The organism is Streptomyces chartreusis, assembly GCF_008704715.1.
Taxonomy (GTDB): Bacteria; Actinomycetota; Actinomycetes; order Streptomycetales; family Streptomycetaceae; genus Streptomyces; species Streptomyces chartreusis.
Genome location: NZ_CP023689.1, coordinates 3,022,251 through 3,037,300, shown reverse-complemented (window position 1 = coordinate 3,037,300; position 15,050 = coordinate 3,022,251). Strand labels below are relative to the sequence as shown.

General features: G+C 69.9%; 17 protein-coding genes. 16 read left to right on the top strand and 1 reads right to left on the bottom strand.

What is annotated here, in order from left to right:
- Positions 1-59: 59 nt before the first annotated feature.
- Together ffh and ftsH are read left to right on the top strand one after the other, a co-directional pair.
- Entirely contained in the window at positions 60-1,613 is a 1,554-nt protein-coding gene (ffh, locus tag CP983_RS12625; protein ID WP_126902387.1) for a signal recognition particle protein, read from the top strand.
- A gap of 116 nt (positions 1,614-1,729) precedes the next feature.
- Positions 1,730-3,667, top strand: coding sequence for an ATP-dependent zinc metalloprotease FtsH (ftsH, locus tag CP983_RS12620; protein WP_150499653.1), 1,938 nt, complete (start codon positions 1,730-1,732; stop codon positions 3,665-3,667).
- A 30-nt stretch (positions 3,668-3,697) separates the two neighbouring features.
- On the opposite strand, the gene CP983_RS12615 is transcribed toward ftsH, so the two are convergent.
- Positions 3,698-4,561: an SAM-dependent methyltransferase gene (locus CP983_RS12615; protein WP_150499652.1), complete on the bottom strand. Its 864-nt coding sequence runs from the start codon at positions 4,559-4,561 to the stop codon at positions 3,698-3,700.
- Positions 4,562-4,760: 199 nt separating this feature from the next.
- Here CP983_RS12615 and proS point away from each other — a divergent pair, with 199 nt between their 5' ends.
- From proS to CP983_RS12545, 14 genes are all read left to right on the top strand, one after another.
- On the top strand, positions 4,761-6,176 hold the full coding sequence (gene proS, locus CP983_RS12610) for a proline--tRNA ligase (protein WP_125527048.1): 1,416 nt from the start codon (positions 4,761-4,763) through the stop codon (positions 6,174-6,176).
- A 261-nt stretch (positions 6,177-6,437) separates the two neighbouring features.
- Positions 6,438-7,034: a hypothetical protein gene (locus CP983_RS12605; protein WP_030953381.1), complete on the top strand. Its 597-nt coding sequence runs from the start codon at positions 6,438-6,440 to the stop codon at positions 7,032-7,034.
- A gap of 348 nt (positions 7,035-7,382) precedes the next feature.
- Positions 7,383-7,802 carry a 30S ribosomal protein S16 gene (rpsP, locus tag CP983_RS12600; RefSeq protein ID WP_107902394.1) on the top strand — a complete coding sequence of 140 codons (420 nt, stop codon included), beginning with the start codon at positions 7,383-7,385 and terminating at the stop codon, positions 7,800-7,802.
- A gap of 2 nt (positions 7,803-7,804) precedes the next feature.
- Entirely contained in the window at positions 7,805-8,044 is a 240-nt protein-coding gene (locus tag CP983_RS12595; RefSeq protein ID WP_003973401.1) for an RNA-binding protein, read from the top strand.
- Between the two features lie 82 nt (positions 8,045-8,126).
- Positions 8,127-8,672: a ribosome maturation factor RimM gene (rimM, locus tag CP983_RS12590; protein ID WP_107902392.1), complete on the top strand. Its 546-nt coding sequence runs from the start codon at positions 8,127-8,129 to the stop codon at positions 8,670-8,672.
- Complete coding sequence (gene trmD, locus CP983_RS12585; protein ID WP_150499651.1) at positions 8,669-9,502, top strand: tRNA (guanosine(37)-N1)-methyltransferase TrmD; 834 nt, start codon at positions 8,669-8,671, stop codon at positions 9,500-9,502. Before rimM ends, trmD begins: the two co-directional genes overlap by 4 nt.
- A 134-nt stretch (positions 9,503-9,636) precedes the next feature.
- Positions 9,637-9,987 carry a 50S ribosomal protein L19 gene (rplS, locus tag CP983_RS12580; RefSeq protein WP_018531094.1) on the top strand — a complete coding sequence of 117 codons (351 nt, stop codon included), beginning with the start codon at positions 9,637-9,639 and terminating at the stop codon, positions 9,985-9,987.
- Between the two features lie 60 nt (positions 9,988-10,047).
- Positions 10,048-10,764 (top strand): signal peptidase I, encoded by a 717-nt coding sequence (lepB, locus tag CP983_RS12575; RefSeq protein ID WP_150499650.1) that lies wholly within the window; start codon positions 10,048-10,050, stop codon positions 10,762-10,764.
- Complete coding sequence (lepB, locus tag CP983_RS12570) at positions 10,757-11,848, top strand: signal peptidase I (RefSeq protein WP_150499649.1); 1,092 nt, start codon at positions 10,757-10,759, stop codon at positions 11,846-11,848. Before lepB (CP983_RS12575) ends, lepB (CP983_RS12570) begins: the two co-directional genes overlap by 8 nt.
- Positions 11,736-12,701, top strand: a complete 966-nt coding sequence (lepB, locus tag CP983_RS12565; RefSeq protein ID WP_107902382.1) for a signal peptidase I — start codon at positions 11,736-11,738, stop codon at positions 12,699-12,701. Before lepB (CP983_RS12570) ends, lepB (CP983_RS12565) begins: the two co-directional genes overlap by 113 nt.
- 238 nt (positions 12,702-12,939) lie before the next feature.
- Complete coding sequence (gene lepB / locus CP983_RS12560) at positions 12,940-13,713, top strand: signal peptidase I (RefSeq protein WP_150499648.1); 774 nt, start codon at positions 12,940-12,942, stop codon at positions 13,711-13,713.
- On the top strand, positions 13,703-14,215 hold the full coding sequence (locus CP983_RS12555; protein WP_030952221.1) for an NUDIX hydrolase: 513 nt from the start codon (positions 13,703-13,705) through the stop codon (positions 14,213-14,215). Before lepB (CP983_RS12560) ends, CP983_RS12555 begins: the two co-directional genes overlap by 11 nt.
- Positions 14,216-14,271: 56 nt before the next feature.
- Entirely contained in the window at positions 14,272-14,580 is a 309-nt protein-coding gene (locus CP983_RS12550) for a DUF2469 domain-containing protein (RefSeq protein ID WP_003965949.1), read from the top strand.
- 107 nt (positions 14,581-14,687) lie between these two features.
- A complete protein-coding gene (locus CP983_RS12545) occupies positions 14,688-15,050 on the top strand; it encodes a YraN family protein (RefSeq protein WP_107902378.1) in 363 nt (120 codons plus the stop codon).

The following is a 15,050-nucleotide window of genomic DNA, read 5'->3' as shown; positions in this document are numbered from 1 at the left end:
GCCGGGATACCCTGGAGGGCGATTCCCAGCTGCCACCGACCCCGAGGACCGCGAGCGCCGTGTTCGATACTCTCTCCGATCGCCTCTCAGCGACTTTCAAGAACCTGCGCGGCAAGGGACGGCTCTCCGAGGCGGACATCGACGCCACCGCGCGCGAGATCCGCATCGCGCTCCTCGAAGCGGACGTGGCGCTGCCGGTCGTCCGGACGTTCATCAAGAACGTCAAGGAACGTGCGATGGGCGCCGAGGTCTCCAAGGCGCTGAACCCGGCCCAGCAGGTCCTGAAGATCGTCAACGACGAGCTCGTGACGATCCTCGGCGGCGAGACCCGCCGCCTGCGCTTCGCCAAGCAGCCGCCGACCGTGATCATGCTGGCCGGTCTGCAGGGTGCCGGTAAGACCACCCTCGCGGGCAAGCTCGGCCGCTGGCTGAAGGAGCAGGGCCACTCGCCGCTGCTGGTCGCCTGTGACCTCCAGCGCCCGAACGCCGTGAACCAGCTGAGCGTCGTCGCCGAGCGCGCCGGCGTCGCGGTCTACGCGCCCGAGCCGGGCAACGGCGTCGGTGACCCGGTCAAGGTCGCCAAGGACTCCATCGAGCACGCGAAGTCCAAGGTCCACGACATCGTGATCGTGGACACCGCCGGCCGCCTGGGCATCGACCAGGAGATGATGCAGCAGGCCGCGGACATCCGTGACGCGGTCTCGCCGGACGAGATCCTCTTCGTCGTCGACGCGATGATCGGCCAGGACGCGGTCAACACCGCCGAGGCCTTCCGCGACGGCGTCGGCTTCGACGGCGTGGTGCTCTCCAAGCTCGACGGTGACGCCCGCGGTGGTGCCGCCCTGTCGATCCGGCAGATCACCGGCAAGCCGATCATGTTCGCGTCGAACGGCGAGAAGCTCGACGAGTTCGACGCCTTCCACCCGGACCGGATGGCCTCCCGCATCCTCGACATGGGTGACCTGCTCACCCTGATCGAGCAGGCGGAGAAGACCTTCGACCAGGCCGAAGCCCAGAAGATGGCGGAGAAGCTGGCCTCCAAGAAGGGCCAGGACTTCACCCTCGACGACTTCCTGGCCCAGATGGAGCAGGTCAGGAAGATGGGCTCCATCTCCAAGCTGCTCGGCATGCTCCCGGGCATGGGCCAGATCAAGGACCAGATCAACAACCTGGACGAGCGGGACGTCGACCGCACGGCCGCCATCATCAAGTCGATGACCCCGGCCGAGCGCCAGGAACCGACGATCATCAACGGCTCCCGGCGCGCCCGTATCGCCAAGGGTTCCGGCGTCGAGGTCAGCGCGGTCAAGAACCTCGTCGAGCGGTTCTTCGAGGCCCGCAAGATGATGTCCCGCATGGCCCAGGGCGGCGGCATGCCCGGGATGCCGGGGATGCCCGGCATGGGCGGCGGTCCCGGCCGCACCAAGAAGCAGCCGAAGAAGGCCAAGGGCAAGCAGCGCTCCGGCAACCCGATGAAGCGCAAGCAGCAGGAGCAGGAAGAGGCCGCCCGCCGGGCCGCCGCTGCTCAGGCCGGCGGCGCCCTCGGACTGCCGGGCCAGCAGGCCGGACAGGACTTCGAGCTGCCGGACGAGTTCAAGAAGTTCATGGGCTGACGGCCGCCGCGGACCCGGTGAGCCGAGTCCGTCCCGTACGTCGCACAGGGCGTCCCTCTCCCCGAAGGGCGCCCTTTGCGCGTGCCATGGCCCGCTGTCTGCCGTAACGTCCAGATATGAGCGATGCGGCGCCACCACGCAAGGCCCCTGACCAGCCGTGGCGCACCGAGGGCACCCCGGACGAGCCACCCAGGAAGTCCGGCGGCCGGCGCCCACGCGGCCGCTGGTGGAGCCTGCTGGTCACCGGCGTGATCGTGTTCCTGCTGGCGTACATCGGACTGACGTACCTGGACGAGGGCAACGAGCCGACGATCTCCTACACGGAGTTCAGCCGGCAGGTCGACGACGGCAACGTCTCCAAGATCTACTCCAAGGGCGACGCCATCCAGGGCGAGCTGAAGACCGCCAAGGACAACCCCGAGGGCGACGGCAAGTACACCAAGTTCAAGACCCAGCGCCCGGCCTTCGCCGACGACGAGCTCTGGCAGGAGCTGAGCAGGAACGACGTCACGGTGACCGCGCAGCCGGTCGTGAAGCAGCGCGGTCTCCTGGTCAACCTGCTGATCTCGCTGGCACCCCTCGTCATCATCGTCGCGCTGTGGCTCTTCATCGCCCGCCGGTTCGCCGGGGGCCGCGGCGGCGCGGGCGGCATGTTCGGGCGCAAGCCGCCGCCCAAGCCGGTCGAGCTGCTGCCGGGCAAGCACCGCACGACGTTCGCCGACGTGGCCGGCATCGACGAGGTCAAGGGCGAGCTGGACGACGTCGTCGACTTCCTCGAACACCCCGACGCCTATCGCAGGATGGGCGCGAAGATGCCCCGCGGCGTGCTCCTCGCGGGCTCGCCGGGCACCGGCAAGACCCTGCTGGCGCGGGCGGTGGCCGGCGAGGCGGGCGTGCCGTTCTTCTCCGCCTCAGCGTCCGAGTTCATCGAGATGATCGTCGGCGTCGGCGCCTCACGCGTGCGCGAGCTGTTCGCCGAGGCCCGCAAGGTGGCGCCGTCGATCATCTTCATCGACGAGATCGACACCATCGGCCGGGTGCGCAGCGGCGGCGCCTCGGTGAGCGGACACGACGAGCGCGAGCAGACGCTGAACCAGATCCTCACCGAGATGGACGGCTTCTCCGGCTCCGAGGGCGTGATCGTCATCGCCGCGACCAACCGCGCAGACATCCTGGACCCTGCGCTCACCCGGCCCGGCCGCTTCGACCGGGTGGTCAACGTCTCCCCGCCGGACCGCCGCGGCCGCGAGGCGATCCTGGCGATCCACACCCGCGACATCCCGCTCGCCGATGACGTGGACCTGATCCAGCTGGCCCGCAAGACCCCGGGCATGACAGGCGCGGACCTGGCCAACCTCGCCAACGAGGGGGCGCTGCTCGCGGTCAAGCGGGGCCAGGAACAGGTGACCGCCGCGGACCTGTCCGAGGCCCTGGAGAAGGTGCAGCTGGGCGCCGAACGCACCCTCGTGATGCCCGAGGAGGACCGCCGGCGCACCGCGTTCCACGAGAGCGGGCACGCCCTGCTCGGCATGCTCCAGCCGGGCGCCGACCCCGTCCGCAAGATCACCATCGTGCCGCGCGGCCGCGCCCTCGGCGTGACGATGTCGACCCCCGAGGTGGAGCGGTACGCGCACTCGGAGGAGTACCTGCGCGGCCGGATCATCGGCGCCCTGGGCGGCATGGCGGCCGAGGACGTCGTCTACGGGGTCGTCACCACCGGCGCGGAGAACGACCTCGAACAGGTCACCAACATCGCGCGCGGGATGGTGGCCCGCTGGGGCATGAGCGAACGCGTGGGCCGGCTGTCCGCCCTGCCGAGCGACGCCCAGCAGGCGTACGGGCTCTCCGCCGCGCCGCAGACGCTCGACGCCATCGACGCCGAGATGCGCCGGATCGTCGACGACTGCTACGAGGAGGCCCTGCGCAAACTCCGCGACCACCGCGGCCGGTTGGACGCGCTCGCGGAGGCACTGCTGGAGCACGAGACGCTCGAGGAGGCGGACGCCTACCGGATCGCGGGGATCACCCGGCTGAAGAAGGACGAGGCCGAGTAGAGCGGCAGCCGGCCAGGTGCCGGGCCCAGGTCACGGCACGCGCGCGATGAGGTACCGGAACACGTTCGGCATCCACACCGTGCCGTCCCGCCGCTGGTGCGGATGCAGCGCCTCTGCCAGCTCCTTGTCGACCTGGACCTGGTCGGTCGCACGGATCGCCGCGTCGAACAGCCCCGTCGACAGCAGCCCCCGTACGGCACTGTCGACGTCCGCGTACCCGAAGGGGCAGGCGACCCGCCCCGAACCGTCGGGCCGCAGGCCCGCGCGCTGGGCCACCTCCTCCAGGTCGTCGCGCAGGGCCGGACGCCAACTCCCCGTGCTGCGCAGGGGATCGGCCAGCTTCGTCGCGACGCGCAGCACCGACGACGTGGCGCAGCGCTCCGGCGGACCCCAGCCCGCGAGTACCACCGGCGTCCCCCGCTCGGCGAGCGGGGTGACGGCCGCGAGCGCCTCACCGAGGCCCTCCGAGTCACCCGCGAGGCACCCGATCGGCTCGAACGCCGTCACCAGGGTGTACGCGGGCGTCTCCGTGCCGGCCGCGTCCCGGGGCGAACCGTCGACGAGCTTGACGTCGCCACGCGCGCGCGTGCCCCACGCCTCCGTCTCCGGCAGCAGCCGCTGCCGGGCCAGCGTCAGCCGTTCCGGGCAGTCGGACTCGACACCGGCGACGGCCGCGCCTCTGGACGCCGCCATCAACAGGGCGAGCCCGCTGCCGCAGCCGAGGCCCAGCAGCCGGGTGCCCGGGCCCACTTCCAGTCGCTCGTAGACGGCCTCGTAGAGCGGCACCAGCATCCGCTCCTGGATCTCGGACCAGTCACGCGCGCGTGCACTCGGATCCACACGGGGTGTCGCGCCCGTATGGGAGAGGTGCTGCCGCACGAGCGTAGGTGTCATGTAAAGCGCCCCATTCCGCCGAGAGTTGTCACTGTGCCCGATGCCGTAGCGCCCTGTGACGATGTGCTCACGCTCCCCCGTATGCCAGGAAACTCCGCGCCATGCGTCGCGTCCAGGGGTCTCGGGGCCCTGCTTGCGGGATCCGGGCGTCAGTGGCCGAAATTCACATTCCGGCAACATGGGCCCGTACCATCTGGCCATGGCAAAGGCACCTGTACTCACGCCACGGGCACATGACTTCCCACGCTGGTACCAGGACGTCGTCAACAAGGCCGAGCTCGCGGACAACGGTCCGGTGCGCGGCACGATGGTGATCCGGCCCTACGGCTACGGGCTCTGGGAGCGGATGCAGGCGGAGATGGACGCCCGCATCAAACGGGCCGGTGCCTCCAACGCCTACTTCCCGCTGTTCATCCCGCAGTCGTACCTGACGCGCGAGGCCGAGCACGTCGAGGGCTTCGCGCCCGAGCTCGCCGTCGTCACGCACGCCGGCGGCAAGGAACTGGAGGAGCCCGTCGTCGTCCGGCCCACCTCCGAGACGATCATCAACGACTACTTCGCCAAGTGGGTGCAGAGCTACCGCGACCTGCCGCTGCTGATCAACCAGTGGGCGAACGTGGTGCGTTGGGAGATGCGCCCGCGCGTGTTCCTGCGCACGACGGAGTTCCTCTGGCAGGAGGGCCACACCGCCCACGCCACCTACGAGGACGCCCGGGACTACGCCGCGTACATCCACCGCGAGGTGTACGCCGACTTCATGGTGGACGTCCTGGGCATCGACGTGGTGCTCGGCCGCAAGACCGCGAGCGAGCGCTTCGCCGGAGCCGTCAACACCCTCACCCTCGAAGCCATGATGGGCGACGGCAAGGCCCTCCAGATGGGCACCAGCCATGAGCTCGGCCAGAACTTCGCCAAGGCCTTCCACACTCGCTACCTGTCGAAGGAGGGCCGCGAGGAGTACGTCTGGCAGACCTCCTGGGGCTCCTCCACCCGCATGGTCGGCGGGCTGATCATGGCCCACGGCGACGACGCCGGACTGCGGGTGCCGCCCCGGCTCGCGCCCGTCCAGGCGGTCGTCCTCGCGATCAAGGGGGACGAGCCGGTTCTGGCCAAGGTCCGCGAGACCGGCGACCGGCTGCGCGCGGCGGGTGTCCGCGTCCACGTCGACGACCGCACGGACACGCCGTTCGGGCGTCGCGCGGTCGACTGGGAACTCAAGGGAGTGCCGGTACGGATCGAGATCGGGCCCCGTGACCTGGAGAGCGGCACGGCGGTGCTCGCGCGGCGGATCCCGGGAGGCAAGGAGCCGGTCGCGCTCGACGCCCTGGCCGGGCTGCTCCCCGCGATCCTGGAGGAGGACCAGGCGCTGCTGCTGCGCCAGTCACGCGAGCGGCGCGAGTCCCGTACGTCGGACGTGTCGACGATCGAGGAGGCCGTCGAGGCGGCGACCGCCGGCGGCTGGGCACGTCTGCCGTGGGCCACGCTCGGCGAAGAAGGCGAGGCCGCGCTGGCCGAGCAGGGCGTGACCGTACGCTGTCTGGTCGCCGAGGACGGGTCGGTGCCGGACGCCGACGACGCACCCGGTAACGTCGCGGTCGTCGCGCGCGCTTACTGAGATGACGCCCGTGGGGAACGAGAGCGACCGAAACGCCTCTTGCGCAATCGCGAACCACACGGGGTCCGGCGGGTGGACACGGGCTACGCGCCGGGGCGTACGTCAGACTACGCACCAGCTTGGTACGAGCTGTGAGGCTTCTCCGCAGATCGGCGCACCCGCCCTCGTCGTGGCGCATCATTCGCAACTGACGGGTACGTGCAAATTATTTGGGATGCCCCGGAATCGGAACACAGCGGCACTCCGGCTCGTTGTCATTACGTGAGCACGACACAGACACCACCTGTTCTCGCCGCGGAGCTGGCGCAGGCGTGGGCCGACATTCAGCGGTACCACCCCGAGCTGCCGGATCTCGCCGCGCCAGAGTCCCTGATCGGGGAGTCGTCGTCCGCGTGCGGTCACGAGCTCTCCTTCGAGCGACTGCTTCACGAGGCAGTCCATGGGATCGCCGCCTCGCGCGGCGTCCGCGACACCTCCCGGGCCGGCCGTTACCACAACCGCAGATTCCTCTCGATCGCCGAGGAGCTGGGCCTGGACCACCCCGAGGAGCCGCATCCGAGCAGCGGCTTCTCCCTGGTCACGCTCAACCCCGAGGCCAAGCGGCGCTACCGCCCGACCATCGAACGCCTCCAGCGCGCACTGAAGGCACACACCGCGGCGACCTCCGCCGACACCAGCCGGACCTTCCGGGGCCCGGCCGCCCGCCACGGGTCCTCCGGTGGCGGCGTACGCGTCAAGGCGGTCTGCGACTGCGGCCGCAACGTCCGCGTCGTCCCCTCGGTCCTGGCCCAGGCCCCGATCGTGTGCGGCGGCTGCGGAAAGCCGTTCCGCATCCCGGAGGTCGTGGGAGCGGCGTAACGACGCCCCGTCGGACACCGGCATCTCGTGGCTGCCGGTTCGGCACGTGGCATCGAAGGCGAGGGGTGCCGTTGCGCATTCGTATGCGGCACCCCGTCGCGCCGGGTCGTTGAACCCCGGAGGGCACCCTGCGCGCCGGGTGCCTCTCAGTCATGCCCCGGCGCCTGGGCCGTACCCCTCGGCGGAGGGTGACCCGTGGGGTGTGGCACAATGGCTAGCTGTACTCGACAGCCGCATAGGACCCCTCTCTCCTCCGGCTGACGCGTCCATCGGGCACTCGGGTACCGCAACCCCACGCGGCATCTCTCGCCGTGCCCAACCACGTCAAAACCAGGAGAACCCACTCCCGTGGCAGTCAAGATCAAGCTGAAGCGTCTGGGCAAGATCCGTTCGCCTCACTACCGCATCGTCGTCGCCGACTCCCGCACGCGCCGTGACGGCCGTGCGATCGAGGAGATCGGCAAGTACCACCCGACCTACAACCCGTCGGTCATCGAGGTGGACGGCGACCGTGTGGCGTACTGGCTGAGTGTCGGCGCGCAGCCGACCGAGCCCGTCCTCGCCATTCTGAAGAAGACCGGCGACTGGCAGAAGTTCAAGGGCGAGCCCGCCCCGGCTCCGCTGCTCGTCGCCGAGCCGAAGAAGGCGCGCCCGTCGTTCGAGGCCCTCGGTGGCGACGACGAGGGCAAGGGTGAGGCGATCACCCAGAAGAAGAAGTCGGAGAAGAAGGACGAGGCTGCCGCCGAGTCCGAGTCGGCCGAGGCCTGAGCATGCTCGAGGAGGCTCTCGAGCACCTCGTGAAGGGCATCGTCGACAACCCTGACGATGTGCAGGTCGCTTCCCGCAACCTGCGCCGCGGGCGCGTGCTGGAGGTCCGGGTCCACCCCGACGACCTCGGCAAGGTGATCGGCCGTAACGGCCGCACCGCGCGTGCTCTGCGCACCGTCGTGGGCGCCATCGGCGGCCGCGGTGTCCGTGTCGACCTCGTCGACGTGGACCACGTCCGCTGACGCCGAAGACAGCACCGGCTCGGGCCGGGGAGGGCCACTGGGCCGTCCCCGGCCCGCAGTCGTATGACAGGAGATTGGACACGTGCAGCTGGTAGTCGGACGGATCGGCCGCGCCCACGGCATCAAGGGCGAGGTCACCGTCGAGGTACGCACCGACGAGCCGGAACTGCGGCTCGCGCCCGGAGCCGTGCTCGCCACCGATCCCGCCTCCACGGGACCCCTCACCATCGAGGCCGGCCGTGTCCACAGCGGTCGCCTCCTCCTGCGCTTCGAGGGCGTGCGCGACCGCACCGGCGCCGAAGCGCTGCGCAACACCCTCCTGATCGCCGAGGTCGACCCGGCCGAGCTGCCCGAGGAGGAGGACGAGTACTACGACCACCAGCTCATGGACCTGGACGTGGTGACCGCCGACGGCGTCGAGGTCGGCCGGATCACCGAGGTCTCGCACCTGCCCTCCCAGGACCTCTTCATCGTCGAGCGGCCCGACGGCAGCGAGGTGATGATCCCCTTCGTCTCGGAGATCGTCGCGGAGATCGACCTCGAGGAGCAGCGGGCGGTCATCACCCCGCCGCCAGGTCTGATCGACGACCGCGCGGAGATCGTCTCCACCAGGGACGACGGCGAATGAGACTCGACGTCGTCACGATCTTCCCCGAGTACCTGGAGCCGCTGAACGTCTCCCTGGTCGGCAAGGCGCGCGCGCGTGGACAGCTGAACGTCCGGGTGCACGACCTGCGCGAGTGGACGTACGACCGCCACAACACGGTCGACGACACGCCCTACGGCGGCGGCCCCGGCATGGTCATGAAGACCGACCCCTGGGGCGAAGCGCTGGACTCCGTCCTGGCCGAGGGCTACGAGAGCGGCTCCGGCGCCCCCACGCTGATCGTCCCCACCCCCAGCGGCCGCCCCTTCACCCAGGAACTCGCCGTCGAGCTGTCCGAGCGCCCCTGGCTGATCTTCACGCCGGCCCGCTACGAGGGCATCGACCGCCGCGTCATCGACGAGTACGCCACCCGTATGCCCGTCCACGAGGTGTCCATCGGCGACTACGTCCTCGCCGGGGGCGAGGCGGCCGTCCTGGTCGTCACGGAGGCCGTGGCCCGCCTGCTGCCCGGCGTGCTGGGCAACGCCGAGTCCCACCGGGACGACTCCTTCGCGCCCGGCGCGATGGCGAGCCTCCTGGAAGGGCCCGTCTACACCAAGCCCCCCGAGTGGCGCGGCCGGGACATCCCCGACGTGCTGCTCAGCGGCCACCACGGCAAGATCGCCCGCTGGCGCCGCGACGAGGCGCTCAGGCGTACGACCGCCAACCGGCCCGACCTCATCGAGCGCTGCGACCCGCGGGCCTTCGACAAGAAGGACCGCGAGATGCTCTCCATCCTGGGCTGGATGCCCGACCCGGAAGGGGAGCGGTTCGGCCGATTTTGGCGCAGGACCGAGGCCGTGGAAGAATAGGCCGCTGTTGTGCGCCGTCCGGCGTGCGCCCCTGCCGCAGGGGGACACGACGCCCGCCCCGACGGGCACGACACTCTCACCGAACATCTAGTTCCCGTTGATGACCTGTGGCATCAGCGAAGAAAGCAGACGAAATGTCTCACCTGCTCGACTCCGTCGACGCCGCGTCGCTGCGCAGCGACGTCCCGGCCTTCCGCCCCGGCGACACCGTCAACGTCCACGTCCGCGTCATCGAGGGCAACCGCTCCCGTGTGCAGCAGTTCAAGGGCGTTGTGATCCGTCGCCAGGGTGCCGGCGTGCGCGAGACCTTCACGGTCCGCAAGGTCTCCTTCTCCGTCGGCGTCGAGCGCACCTTCCCGGTGCACACCCCGATCGTCGAGAAGATCGAGCTCGTCACCAAGGGTGACGTCCGCCGCGCCAAGCTGTACTACCTGCGCGAGCTGCGCGGCAAGGCGGCGAAGATCAAGGAGAAGCGCGAGAACTGAGCGCTTCAGGGGGCTCGCCCCCACGGGGTCCGCAGCGGGGCCGGATAACATCTGGCCCCGATGGACACCGAAGCACAGCCGACGGAGCGCGACCGCTCCTCCCGCCCTTCCGACACCGGGGATGCCCCGGACCCGGAGGGCCAGGAGGGACGGTCGCGTTTCGCGTTGGTGGCGCGGATCACCGAGTGGCTGCCGGGCGGGCGGATCAGCCTGACCCTGCTGGTCCTGCTCGTGTTCCTGCTGCTGCTCAACACGTTCGTGGCACGACCGTTCGAGATCCCCAGCGGATCCATGGAGTCCGGATTGAGGATCGGGGACCGCGTTCTCGTAAATAAGTTGGCGTACCGTTTCGGTGCCGATCCGCGGCGCGGTGATGTTGTGGTGTTCGACGGAACCGGGTATTTCGGGGATGCCGACTACATCAAACGCGTTGTGGGTGTGGGGGGAGACCACGTGGTCTGCTGTGACAAGGAGGGGAGGATCCAGGTGAACGGCCGGTCGGTCGACGAGTCGACGTTCCTGTATCCCGGCGACAGCCCGTCCGCGGTGCGCTTCGACGTCGTCGTGCCCGACGGCAGCATGTTCGTCCTCGGCGACCACCGCAGCGCCTCCAGCGACTCCCGCGACCGCCTCGGCTCGCCCGGCGGCGGCATGATCCCGGTCGACGACGTCATCGGCCGCGCCGACTGGATCGTCTGGCCGAGCGCCCACTGGACCCGACTGCACCGCCCCGACGCCTACGCGCGCGTGCCTGCTGCGGAGGGCGCGCATGGGTAACCGTGGCAAGCCGCGCGGCGTGCCCAGCAGCGCAGCCGACAATCTCCTGCCCACCGGCGTCCGGCGCGCCTCCGGCCCCGCCGGCGGCCGTACCCGCGCGGAGCGGCGCCAGCTCCAGCGCAAGGTCAAACGACGGCGCAGGCGCTCGGCGATCAAGGAGATACCCCTCCTCGTCGGAGTCGCGGTCCTCATAGCGCTCGTCCTGAAGACCTTCCTCGTCCAGGCCTTCGTGATCCCCTCCGGCTCCATGGAGGCGACGATCCAGATCGGCGACCGTGTCCTCGTCGACAAGCTCACCCCCTGGTTCGGCTCCAAGCCGCAGCGCGGTGACGTCGTCGTCTTCAAGGACCCCGGCGGCTGGCTCCAGGACGAGCAGACGACGGTGAAGAAGGAGGACCCCGTCGTCGTCAAGCAGGTCAAGGAGGCGCTGACCTTCATCGGCCTGCTGCCGTCCGACGACGAGAAGGACCTGATCAAGCGTGTCGTCGGCGTCGGCGGAGACCGCGTCAAGTGCTGCGACACGCAAGGACGGGTCACCGTCAACGGGGTTCCCCTGAACGAGGACTATCTGTATCCCGGCAATTCCCCCTCCGAGGCGAAGTTCGACATCACCGTGCCGCAGGGACGCCTGTGGGTGATGGGCGACCACCGGGCCAACTCCGCGGACTCCCGCGCGCACCAGGACCAGGACTACGGCGGCACGGTCTCCGAGGAGGAGGTCGTCGGACGGGCGAAGTGGATCGCCTGGCCGCTCGGTCACTGGACCAACCTGGAGGAGCCGAATACCTACGCTTCGGTCTCCGACTCGGCGGCAGGGTCGACCGCGTCTCCCCAGCTGTCGCATAGGGTTGCTTCCGACGATTCGAACGGAACGATCCAGCTCCCGACCCCTGCGGAACTCCCGCTCGTTATGGGAGTGGTGGGCCTGCGTCGTCTATGGGGCAGGCAGCGGCACAGAGTAAGGAGTTGGCGTGGGGGATGTGGCGGTTGGCGCACGGTCCGGGCACGACGGCGAGGAGCACCGCGGACGCCCCGTGGACGCTGCCGACCCGGCCGCGGACGGCGCCGTGACCTCCGGGAATGAGCCCGGATCGGACAGTGACGGCGGACGGTCGGGCGGGCAGCCCCCGACCGACGGCCAGGGGTCGGGCGGGGCCGCCCCCGCCAAGAAGCAGCGCTCGTTCTGGAAGGAACTGCCGATCCTCATCGGCATCGCGCTCGTCCTCGCGCTGCTGATCAAGACATTCCTGGTGCAGGCGTTCTCGATCCCCTCGGACTCGATGCAGAACACCCTCCAGCAGGGTGACCGCGTCCTGGTGGACAAGCTCACCCCGTGGTTCGGCTCGGAGCCCGAACGCGGCGAGGTCGTGGTCTTCCACGACCCCGACAACTGGCTGGCGGGTGAGCCCACCCCGGATCCCAACGCCCTGCAGACCTTCCTCAGCTGGATCGGCCTGATGCCGTCCGCCGAGGAGAAGGACCTGATCAAGCGGGTCGTCGGCGTCGGCGGCGACACGATCCAGTGCGAGGGCACCGGCCCGCTCACGGTCAACGGCAAGGCGCTGAACGAGCCGTACGTGTACCCCGGCAACACCCCGTGCAGCCAGGACGACCAGGGCGGCCAGTTCAAGGTGAAGGTCCCCAAGGGCTTCATCTGGGTCATGGGTGACCACCGGCAGAACTCCCGGGACTCGCGCTACAACCAGTCCGACGTGAACCACGGCATGGTCCCCGTCGACAAGGTCGTCGGCCGTGCGGTCGTCATCGCCTGGCCGATCAACCGCTGGGACACCCTGCCGGTGCCGGACACCTTCTCGCAGAACCTGGGTGCCGGCTCCGCCGCGCTGACGGTGGCGCCGCAGGGCGTCGCCCTGGTGGGCGCTGTGCCGTTCGTGCTGTGGCGCAGGCGTCGGGCCGAGGCGGCGGAGACGCGCTGACCGCCCGATCGCCGGTAGCGGGCCCGTTGGGGCTGCTGCCGTGAGCCCTTGCGGCCCCGGGGCGCCTGATGGCGCTTTCCGGGGCCGTCTTCGTGAGGCGCCCGCAAGGTTCGCCGCCGCACCCCCGGGACCGTGCTCCGGCCGGCGCCGAAGACTGGCGAAAGCTTTGCCGAGCCGGTGCTTCCGGGGCTCGGGAGGGGCTGCCCCCTTTCGGTACCGCCGGGTAGGGTGCCGATTCATGGGTGGCGAGAGCACTACACGTACGGCGCCGCGTGACGGTGGCGCGAGCAGGGTCCAGGCGGGCAGCCGGACCGGACAGCGCTTGTCCGGGCTGGCCGTGGCGCTGGGCCTGGTGCTGTTCCTGGGCGGGTTCGCCTGGGGAGCGGTGGTCTACCGGCCGTACACCGTGCCCACCAGTTCGATGGCGCCCACGATCGGCGCCGGCGCGCGGGTCCTGGCCGAGCGCATCGACGGCGACCAGATCCGCCGGGGCGACGTCGTCGTGTTCACCGACAAGACCTGGGTGACCAACGCGCCCGTCGTCAAGCGCGTGGTCGCGACCGGCGGTGACACGGTGTCCAGCACGGGCGGCAAGCTGACCGTCAACGGCAAGAAGATCGACGAGCCGTACCTGGCCGACGACGGCCTCGGCGAGCTCCAGAACTTCCCGAGCGTGACCGTGCCCGAGGGCAGGCTCTTCCTCCTCGGCGACGAGCGCAGCGGCTCCCTGGACTCCACGGCCCACCTCACGGACGCCGCCAGCGGCACCGTGGCGCGCAGCGCCGTCTCGGCCCGGGTGGACGCCGTCGTATGGCCCATGAGCGGCGTGCTGGAGCGCCCCACGGGCTTCGAGCAGCTCGGCGCGCTGTCGCCGCAGGGGCCGCTGCGCACGGTCGTCGCGCTGATCCTCGTGGGCGGGGTGCTGGTCCTGGTGGGCGGGGCCTACGGCCCGATCGAGAAGCGCTTCGCGGGCCGCTCCCGCGTGCGGACGGAGCCCGCCAGTGCCCGCTGAGGCGGTGCAAGGACACGACGACGGGTTGCGCAAGGTGGCCCGGGTCGTGCTGCTGGACCCCGACGACCGCATCCTGCTGCTCTACGGCCATGAGCCGGAGGATCCGGCCGACGACTGGTGGTTCACGCCCGGCGGGGGACTCGAGGGCGATGAGACGCGAGAAGAGGCCGCACTGCGGGAACTCGCAGAGGAAACGGGCATCACGGAGGTCGAGCTCGGCCCCGTGCTGTGGCGGCGGACGTGCTCGTTCCCGTTCGCGGGACGCCGCTGGGACCAGGACGAGTGGTACTACCTGGCACGTACGACACAGACGGCGACCCGGGCCGTGGCACTCACCGAGCTGGAGCGGCGCAGCGTCGCCGGTGCGCGCTGGTGGACGTGTCAGGAACTTGCCCGAGCGCATGAGACGGTGTATCCGACCAGACTCGCCGAGCTGCTGCGCACTCTGCTCGACGAAGGTCCCCCCGCCGGGCCCGTGACCCTTGACACCGAAATTGTCTAGGTGCTGACGGGACTGGCGCACAATGGTGGGATCGCACGGCTGAAGGGGAACATGCCATGAGCGCCGAGGACCTCGAGAAGTACGAGACCGAGATGGAGCTCAAGCTCTATCGGGAGTACCGCGATGTCGTCGGTCTGTTCAAGTATGTGATCGAGACCGAGCGGCGCTTCTACCTGACCAACGACTACGAGATGCAGGTGCACTCGGTTCAGGGTGAGGTGTTCTTCGAGGTGTCCATGGCGGACGCCTGGGTGTGGGACATGTACCGGCCGGCGCGGTTCGTGAAGCAGGTTCGGGTGCTCACGTTCAAGGACGTGAACATTGAGGAGCTGAACAAGAGCGATCTGGAGCTTCCGGGCGGGTGACGTTCACTCGCGGGGGTGAGGAAGTTATCCACAGTCACGGACTTGTCCACCAAGATCCAATAGCTCGCTGAGCTGCTCGCATTGTTGGCGCCGGAGGTGGTGCCGACATGAACGCACGCAGTGCACTCGGCAGGTACGGCGAGGAACTGGCCGCGAGGCGGCTGACCGAGGCCGGGATGACGGTTCTGGAGCGCAACTGGCGCTGCGGCAGGACCGGTGAGATCGACATCGTGGCCCGGGACGGGGACGTCCTGGTGGTGTGTGAGGTGAAGACGCGCAGGAGCGGTGGCTACGAGCATCCCATGGCCGCTGTCAGCCCTGAGAAGGCGCAGCGCCTGCGCGGCCTCGCAGAACACTGGATCCACGCTCACGGAGGGGCGCCGCCGGGAGGTGTGCGAATCGATCTGGTCGGAGTGATCCTGCCCGACCGGGGCGCGCCCGTGGTCGAGCACGCGCGAGGGGTGGCCTGA

What these genes read in the sequence shown, in the direction of transcription:
- CP983_RS12595 (WP_003973401.1), top strand. Translation starts at nt 7,805, where the DNA reads ATGCTCGAGGAGGCTCTCGAGCACCTCGTGAAGGGCATCGTCGACAAC.
- CP983_RS12545 (WP_107902378.1), top strand. Translation starts at nt 14,688, where the DNA reads ATGAACGCACGCAGTGCACTCGGCAGGTACGGCGAGGAACTGGCCGCG.
- lepB (WP_150499648.1), top strand. Translation starts at nt 12,940, where the DNA reads ATGGGTGGCGAGAGCACTACACGTACGGCGCCGCGTGACGGTGGCGCG.
- ftsH (WP_150499653.1), top strand. Translation starts at nt 1,730, where the DNA reads ATGAGCGATGCGGCGCCACCACGCAAGGCCCCTGACCAGCCGTGGCGC.
- lepB (WP_150499650.1), top strand. Translation starts at nt 10,048, where the DNA reads ATGGACACCGAAGCACAGCCGACGGAGCGCGACCGCTCCTCCCGCCCT.
- CP983_RS12550 (WP_003965949.1), top strand. Translation starts at nt 14,272, where the DNA reads ATGAGCGCCGAGGACCTCGAGAAGTACGAGACCGAGATGGAGCTCAAG.
- proS (WP_125527048.1), top strand. Translation starts at nt 4,761, where the DNA reads ATGGCAAAGGCACCTGTACTCACGCCACGGGCACATGACTTCCCACGC.
- CP983_RS12615 (WP_150499652.1), bottom strand. Translation starts at nt 4,561, where the DNA reads ATGACACCTACGCTCGTGCGGCAGCACCTCTCCCATACGGGCGCGACA.
- lepB (WP_150499649.1), top strand. Translation starts at nt 10,757, where the DNA reads ATGGGTAACCGTGGCAAGCCGCGCGGCGTGCCCAGCAGCGCAGCCGAC.
- trmD (WP_150499651.1), top strand. Translation starts at nt 8,669, where the DNA reads ATGAGACTCGACGTCGTCACGATCTTCCCCGAGTACCTGGAGCCGCTG.
- rplS (WP_018531094.1), top strand. Translation starts at nt 9,637, where the DNA reads ATGTCTCACCTGCTCGACTCCGTCGACGCCGCGTCGCTGCGCAGCGAC.